General features: G+C 39.7%; 4 protein-coding genes and 1 pseudogene. 2 read left to right on the forward strand and 3 right to left on the reverse strand.

Annotated elements, in window-relative coordinates:
* Positions 1 to 406: 406 nt before the first annotated feature.
* Both AFK68_RS45430 and AFK68_RS45435 read left to right on the forward strand, forming a co-directional pair.
* A partial coding sequence (locus tag AFK68_RS45430) for a peroxidase family protein (protein WP_371357418.1) occupies positions 407 to 773 on the forward strand: 367 nt, incomplete at its 3' end.
* A gap of 1 nt (position 774) precedes the next feature.
* A pseudogene (locus tag AFK68_RS45435) lies at positions 775 to 2,905 on the forward strand (peroxidase family protein); the annotation flags it as partial.
* Between the two features lie 1,039 nt (positions 2,906 to 3,944).
* Here AFK68_RS45435 and AFK68_RS16320 read toward each other — a convergent pair.
* From AFK68_RS16320 to AFK68_RS16330, 3 genes are all read right to left on the reverse strand, one after another.
* Complete coding sequence (locus AFK68_RS16320) at positions 3,945 to 5,333, reverse strand: AtzE family amidohydrolase (RefSeq protein WP_210407442.1); 1,389 nt, start codon at positions 5,331 to 5,333, stop codon at positions 3,945 to 3,947.
* 677 nt (positions 5,334 to 6,010) lie between these two features.
* Entirely contained in the window at positions 6,011 to 6,217 is a 207-nt protein-coding gene (locus AFK68_RS16325) for a DUF4089 domain-containing protein (protein WP_371357287.1), read from the reverse strand.
* A 33-nt stretch (positions 6,218 to 6,250) separates the two neighbouring features.
* On the reverse strand, positions 6,251 to 6,656 hold a 406-nt coding region (locus AFK68_RS16330; RefSeq protein WP_143437942.1), incomplete at its 5' end, for an amidohydrolase family protein.

The following is a 6,656-nucleotide window of genomic DNA, read 5'->3' on the forward strand; positions in this document are numbered from 1 at the left end:
GGTTAATGTCATGATTAATTGTGGTAACTAAATCAATTAGATAAATTTTAATATATTTGGCTTTTTGGTTCTTGTGACTAAGTAATAAAATTAGTATTTTTACAAACATTTTGCCAAGATAAACTTCATAATTAAGAATAAATATTTTGAGAGTTAGCTAACTGAAGTGTTAGCCACTACTGTAACTTTTGTTTCTTTCATCTCTGATGCAAATTAAGCAACAGTTACAGCAGAACACAGTACATTTACTACTCGTGTTTCAGTTATAGATGCAGCATTAAGTGATATCCCATCAGTAATTGTGCGGTTATTTATCATTTTTTGATTCAAATATTCTGAAAAACTGCATAAGCTCAGTAAAGCTGAGAAGTATAAGAATTTAGCCAAGAAAAAAACAAGTACAAAGATGAATTTTCGTACAATTGACGGTAGTAACAATAATCTAGATAATATTGAATATGGCCAAACTGGTGAAAATTTACTTCGTTTAACAGCAGCGGAGTATGCAGATGGAATACAAGAATTAGCTGATGGTCCAAATCCTAGAGTAATTAGTAATACCGTATTCAACCAATCAGAATCTATCCTCAACAACCGTAATTTAAGCGATTATACATGGTTATGGGGACAATTTCTTGACCATGATGTTACTTTGAGCGAGTTACAGTCAGGTCCGACAGCAGAAACTATTAACATTTTTATTCCTGAAGACGATCAAGTTTTTGCCCCAGGTTCATTTATTCCTGTTACCAGGTCACTATTTGATGAAACTANACCAATCAGAATCTATCCTCAACAACCGTAATTTAAGCGATTATACATGGTTATGGGGACAATTTCTTGACCATGATGTTACTTTGAGCGAGTTACAGTCAGGTCCGACAGCAGAAACTATTAACATTTTTATTCCTGAAGACGATCAAGTTTTTGCCCCAGGTTCATTTATTCCTGTTACCAGGTCACTATTTGATGAAACTACTGGTACTAGCACTGATAACCCCCGCGAACAATTCAATGAAATTACTGCTTGGATAGATGGTAGTAATGTCTACGGTAGTGAAGAAGATCGGGCTGACTGGTTGCGAACTTTTGATGATGGAAAATTGAAAGTTACTGACCATTCTACAGGAGATTTGCTACCAACTCCAGGAGGCGACCCAAATGCACCTCACATGGCAATGGATGGGGTAACTGGTGCAAGCACTTTTATTGCTGGTGATGTCCGAGCTAACGAAAATGTGGGTTTAGCCGCAATGCACACTTTATGGGTACGGGAACATAACCGTATTGCTGAAATTATTGCAGATACTCATACAGACTTACCTGATGAAGAGATTTATCAACGGGCGCGTAAAATAGTAGGTGCAGAAATCCAGAAAATTACTTATGATGAGTTCTTACCTAGTTTAGGTGTAACTCTCGACCCTTATACTGGATACGACTCCACTGTTAATCCTAATATCAGTACAGAATTTTCTACTGCTGGTTTTCGTATCGGGCACACTTTAATTAGTTCTACTCTGCCAAGGATAAATGAAGATGGCACGCCTACAGACGAGGGGGCACTCAGTTTAGCAGATGCTTTCTTCCGACCAGATCGTATACCTAATGAAGGGGGAATAGACCCTATATTGAGGGGTTTAGCTTTCCAGGTGCAGCAGGAAACAGATGCAAGTGTAATTGACGATCTACGGAATTTATTATTTGGTCCTCCTAGTGGTGGACCAGTAGCAAATGGTTCAGATTTGCCATCTCTGAATATTCAGCGTGGTCGCGATCATGGTTTGGGCAGTTATAATGATGCGAGAGAAGCATTGGGGTTGACTAGGAAGGATAATTTTAGTGATATTTCATCTGACCTGGAAGTAGTGGCAGCACTGGAGTCAGTTTATGATAGTGTTGACGATATTGACCTGTGGGTAGGGATGTTGTCAGAGGATAATTTACCAGATGCTAGTCTTGGGGAGTTGAATGAGGCAATTTTAGCAGACCAGTTTACCAGGTTACGGGATGGCGATCGCTTCTGGTATGAAAATGATCCTGACCTTGATACTTGGGAGTTAAACGGTGAGTCTGTTTCAGAATATTTAGAGGATTTTCAGTTATCAGATGTTCTCCAGTTGAATACTGGAATTGAAGATGTTTCTGGCAATGTATTCTTTGTTCAACCAGGCGATGTCTTGAACGGTAATTCTGGTAACAATGTCTTGTCAGGAGGTGCAGGTAACGATACTATTAATGGTCGTGGTGGTCAAGACACCCTGAATGGTGGTGCAGGAGACGATGAACTCAAAGGTGGTCCTGGTCAAGACACCCTGAATGGTGGTGCAGGAGACGATGAACTCAAAGGTGGTCCTGGTGAAGATATCCTGAATGGTGATGTAGGAAACGACGAACTCACTGGTGGTGCTGGTAAAGACATCCTGAATGGTGGTGCAGGAGACGATGAACTCAGAGGTAATGGTGGTGAAGACATCCTGAATGGTGATGCTGGAAACGACGAACTCACTGGTGGTGCTGGTAAAGACACCCTGAATGGTGGTGCTGGTGAAGACACCCTGAATGGTGGTACTGCTAAAGACATCCTGAATGGTGATGCAGGAGACGACGAACTCACTGGTGGTGCTGGTAAAGACACCCTGAATGGTGGTGCTGGAAACGACGAACTCACAGGTGGTGCTGGTAAAGACCACTTTATCTTTAACTCTAATGAAGCATTTCAATCAGAGGATTTAGGTATAGATACAATTACAGACTTCCAGTCTAATAAAGATATAATTCTACTTGACAAGGATACTTTTACAGCAATAACTACTGCTATAGGTGGAGATATTGGTGATGAGTTTGCCACTGTAACAAGTAGTCCTGAGACAAGTGATGCCATTATTGTCTATAATTCTAGTACNATCTTTAACTCTAATGAAGCATTTCAATCAGAGGATTTAGGTATAGATACAATTACAGACTTCCAGTCTAATAAAGATATAATTCTACTTGACAAGGATACTTTTACAGCAATAACTACTGCTATAGGTGGAGATATTGGTGATGAGTTTGCCACTGTAACAAGTAGTCCTGAGACAAGTGATGCCATTATTGTCTATAATTCTAGTACAGGTGGTTTATTCTACAATGCTAATGGTAGTGCAGCAGGTTTCGGAGATGGCGGTCAATTTGCTATTCTCTCTGATAACCCAAATCTGACAGCAGATAATTTCCAAATCGGATAATATAGCGCTAGGGAATAGGGAATAGGGAATAGGGAATAGTAAACTGTGAAAGGGTTTCAGGATTTAGAAATGTCCTAACCTTAATGCGTAGCGCTATATCTTCTATGAATTAAACAGGGGATAAATTCTCCTGTTTATCCTGTATCTGAACTGCCCCCTAAGAAAAATCGCGGGTGGTAGTGCATAGTTATAGTAGAGAGAGTGTGGGAGGTGTGGGGAATGTGGGAAGAAATTATATTATGTCCGGTTAAATAGTTATAATTAAAGCTCGTAGTTGTGCTTTAGCCCTATCTATACTTGGGGCTAAAGCACAACTACAAACAAAAACTTTTTGGTCGCGTAAGCGGAACGGAGTTCTATCACTAATCATCCGGACATGATATTACTAAAGCAGGACTTACGCAAAATATGAAAATATACATCACCTGTAGGGGTTAACGGTCGTTCTTACATTGCTGTATTTGAGAACCAAAAACTCAGTAGGGACGTTCCATGGAACGTCCCTGCTTTGGTCTACCCAAATGAAAACTGCTGTAAACAGGAAAATTTATCCCCTGTTTAATTCATATAGCGCTACTTGAAAANTTAACGGTCGTTCTTACATTGCTGTATTTGAGAACCAAAAACTCAGTAGGGACGTTCCATGGAACGTCCCTGCTTTGGTCTACCCAAATGAAAACTGCTGTAAACAGGAAAATTTATCCCCTGTTTAATTCATATAGCGCTACTTGAAAACTGTTCCATCTCCAAAAATGCTGCCACTCGTAAAATTAATGCTTCATTATAAGGCGCAGCAATAATTTGTACTCCTAAAGGTAAACCATTAGTACGGCGAATGGGAACCGACAAAACTGGCAACCCAATAAAAGACAAAGGTTGTGTATACAAACCTAAATTCGGACGTACTAACACTTCCTCCCCAGCAATAGTCATTTTTTCCTGCCCCAATAGGGGGGCAACACAAGGGGTAGTAGGAGCTAAAATAATATCTACTTCCTTAAATATTTCTTCTACACAACCTTGATACCAACGGCGGAAACGTTGAGCTTGGATATACCAGTCTGCCGGAATTAAAGCACCTGCTAAAAAGCGGTCGCGAGTTGCCGGATCGAAATCTTGGGGACGGGTGCGTAAATTTTCCAAATGCAAATTAGCGCCCTCAGAAGCAGTAATAATATATGCAGCAGCTCGTGCGCGATGTGCTTCGGGTATTGTCACCCGCTGAGTTACACCTAATGCGTCCGCCACCTGTTCCACTGCTGTGAATACTTCCGGTTCCCCACCTTTAGCAAAGTGATCGTCAGCAATGGCAATACGCAAATCTTTAATACCTTGGTTGAGTTGAGGAAAACAAGTTTCAGGAGGGCGCTTAGTACAAATTGGGTCTCTTGCATCCGACCCTTGCAAAATATCATAAACCGTGGCAATATCCCGCACAGAACGAGCAAAAGGTCCAACATGGTCTAAACTACTGGCAAATAGAAAAACCCCTGCTCGTGATAAACGCCCATAAGTAGGTTTAAACCCAAAGACACCACATAGAGAAGCAGGTACTCGGATGGAACCGTTGGTGTCGGAACCTAGAGTAATGGGTACTAAACCCGCAGCAACGGCAGCAGCAGATCCACCAGATGAACCGCCAGAGATGCGGGTGAGGTCGTGGGGATTGGGTGTTGCGCCGTAGTGACTATTTTCAGTGACGAAACCGTAGGCGTATTCATCCATATTGAGAGTTCCAACTAGGATGGCACCTGCTTGTTTGAGTTTGGCAACGGCGGTTGCATCTTGGGTTGCGGGTGGGTTTTCGGCATTAATTTTGGCTCCTGCGAGGGTGGTTAAACCTGCGATGTCGTAGAGGTTTTTCACGGCAAAGGGTACTCCCGCTAGGAGACCAGGGTTTTTACCTTGGGCAATGTCTGTGTCTATTTGTTTAGCGCTATTGAGTGCGCTTTCTGTCGTGATGGCAGTGAAACAATTCAGTTTGCGGTTAGACTCGTAAATTTGTTCGAGACATTTGGTTACTAAAGTTTCGCTGGTGGTTTCCCCTGTTTTGATGGCGGAGGCGATCGCTACTGCGTCTGTTTGGTTGAAGTTGATAGTCATTTCAGTTATCAGTTATCAGTTATCAGTTATCAGTACCTCCTACTGAATTAGGAGACAAGAAAATTAGTTATCAGTTACCAGTTATCAGTTATCAGTTATCAGTACCNGAATTAGGAGACAAGAAAATTAGTTATCAGTTACCAGTTATCAGTTATCAGTTATCAGTACCTCCTACTGAATTAGGAGACAAGAAAATCCGAAATTTCCTTTTTTCTCCCCTTGAAAGTACGATACTTTATTTCTTAGTCATGTTTTACACAATTAATAATTAATAATTCACAATTACATCTTTATTTTTTTCAGGATATGATTGACTAAAAAGAATTTTTTGTTTTTTTATCCTTGATTTTTAGAGGTTTTAAACCTTAATTATATCATGTCCGCTGGTATCGTTTGTGTAAAATTTTGGAAAATATTTACCTTCTGTAAGGTTTTTCCTTTTCTTCTTTCTTCTCTCCTAGATAACTAAAGCCTTCTTCCTTGTTCCTTACTTTCTTTATACAATACCGATGCTACCGGACATGATATTATTTGCTAATAAAAAATCAGGAAAAATGAAGACTTCAGTAAGGGTTTAGTGGCTACGATTTTGGAATAAGGGGTTTGAGAGCAAACCCCTACTATTGGCAATTTAAAATACCCTTTCTCATAATAACTACTGTAAGATTATACCAATTTTATTTCTTGATTTTTTCTCCCCATTTTTCTAAGTCAAATTTAGGTGCAGGTTCTATTTCTGGTGGTAGGGGAAAGTCTATTACTAATTGAGCGATCGCTGCTATTCTTTCCATATTTGCTACTACACCTGAAAAATGTTCTGACTGTAATGGTAAATTGATTAATTCTCCTGTTAATTCCACATATTTTTCAATATTTTTCATCATTTATTTCTTCACTTATTTTTTGATTCACATTTTTCATGTCAAGGCAACAAATTTTATTTTTGTCGGAGTAGTTTCTGCTAATAATTTACCCTGAGAAAATACATACTTTACTGTAGCTCGTTTCCTAATTGCATGAAAGGGATTTTTAGCATCTAAAACTATCAAATTACCTGGTTTTCCTACTTCAATTCCATACCTATCCTCCACATCTAAAGTTTTCGCACCATTGCGAGTAATCATTTGATAACAAGCATTAATTTCTGGTATTCCTGTCATCTGACAAATATGCACACCCATATAAGCTACATCTAACATATTACCAGTACCTAAATTATACCAAGGATCTTGCACACAATCATGTCCGAAACTAACATTTAATCCATTTTGCCATAACTCTTTTACTCGCGTCACACCCCGTCTTTTAGGATAAGTATCATTA

Origin of the sequence: Hydrocoleum sp. CS-953, from assembly GCF_002260545.1 — a bacterium.
GTDB lineage: Bacteria > Cyanobacteriota > Cyanobacteriia > Cyanobacteriales > Microcoleaceae > Trichodesmium.